The 1812-nt window shown below is 50.4% G+C and carries 1 rRNA gene; it reads left to right on the top strand.

Annotated elements, in window-relative coordinates:
• Window positions 1–222 precede the first annotated feature (222 nt).
• Window positions 223–1782, top strand: a 16S ribosomal RNA gene (locus JZO76_RS13810).
• Window positions 1783–1812: the final 30 nt, after the last annotated feature.

Raw genomic sequence — 1812 nt, 5'->3', positions numbered from 1 at the left:
CAGCTGATAAGATATAAGAGTTGCTGAAACATTTCAAAAAGCAACCAACTGCAAGTTAAATAAATACATTTAACTTCGCAAGTAGACCTTTGAAAACTGAACAAAGCAAGCAAACGAACCAATGTGTAGGGCGCTTCTTTTATAGAAGCAAACAACATGCAAGCAATAGCTAGCAAAGTTAATTTTTATTTGAGCTTAACAGTCTATGACTGTTCAAACACTTTTTATGAGAGTTTGATCCTGGCTCAGGACGAACGCTGGCGGCGTGCCTAATACATGCAAGTCGAACGCTTCTTTTTCCACCGGAGCTTGCTCCACCGGAAAAAGAGGAGTGGCGAACGGGTGAGTAACACGTGGGTAACCTACCCTCAAGCGGGGGATAACACTTGGAAACAGGTGCTAATACCGCATAACAATACCAATCACATGTTTAGTATTTGAAAGGCGCTTTTGCGTCACTTGAGGATGGACCCGCGGTGCATTAGCTAGTTGGTGAGGTAACGGCTCACCAAGGCCACGATGCATAGCCGACCTGAGAGGGTGATCGGCCACACTGGGACTGAGACACGGCCCAGACTCCTACGGGAGGCAGCAGTAGGGAATCTTCGGCAATGGACGAAAGTCTGACCGAGCAACGCCGCGTGAGTGAAGAAGGTTTTCGGATCGTAAAACTCTGTTGTTAGAGAAGAACAAGGATGAGAGTAAAATGTTCATCCCTTGACGGTATCTAACCAGAAAGCCACGGCTAACTACGTGCCAGCAGCCGCGGTAATACGTAGGTGGCAAGCGTTGTCCGGATTTATTGGGCGTAAAGCGAGCGCAGGCGGTTTCTTAAGTCTGATGTGAAAGCCCCCGGCTCAACCGGGGAGGGTCATTGGAAACTGGGAGACTTGAGTGCAGAAGAGGAGAGTGGAATTCCATGTGTAGCGGTGAAATGCGTAGATATATGGAGGAACACCAGTGGCGAAGGCGGCTCTCTGGTCTGTAACTGACGCTGAGGCTCGAAAGCGTGGGGAGCAAACAGGATTAGATACCCTGGTAGTCCACGCCGTAAACGATGAGTGCTAAGTGTTGGAGGGTTTCCGCCCTTCAGTGCTGCAGCAAACGCATTAAGCACTCCGCCTGGGGAGTACGACCGCAAGGTTGAAACTCAAAGGAATTGACGGGGGCCCGCACAAGCGGTGGAGCATGTGGTTTAATTCGAAGCAACGCGAAGAACCTTACCAGGTCTTGACATCCTTTGACCACTCTAGAGATAGAGCTTCCCCTTCGGGGGCAAAGTGACAGGTGGTGCATGGTTGTCGTCAGCTCGTGTCGTGAGATGTTGGGTTAAGTCCCGCAACGAGCGCAACCCTTATTGTTAGTTGCCATCATTTAGTTGGGCACTCTAGCGAGACTGCCGGTGACAAACCGGAGGAAGGTGGGGATGACGTCAAATCATCATGCCCCTTATGACCTGGGCTACACACGTGCTACAATGGGAAGTACAACGAGTTGCGAAGTCGCGAGGCTAAGCTAATCTCTTAAAGCTTCTCTCAGTTCGGATTGTAGGCTGCAACTCGCCTACATGAAGCCGGAATCGCTAGTAATCGCGGATCAGCACGCCGCGGTGAATACGTTCCCGGGCCTTGTACACACCGCCCGTCACACCACGAGAGTTTGTAACACCCGAAGTCGGTGAGGTAACCTTTATGGAGCCAGCCGCCTAAGGTGGGATAGATGATTGGGGTGAAGTCGTAACAAGGTAGCCGTATCGGAAGGTGCGGCTGGATCACCTCCTTTCTAAGGAATATTACGGAAACTACACAGTTT

It is taken from the genome of Candidatus Enterococcus myersii, from assembly GCF_017316025.1.
GTDB classification, from domain to species: Bacteria; Bacillota; Bacilli; order Lactobacillales; family Enterococcaceae; genus Enterococcus_C; species Enterococcus_C montenegrensis.
Note: the sequence above shows the minus strand (reverse complement) of the source record. Positions and strands in the feature narration are given on the sequence as shown.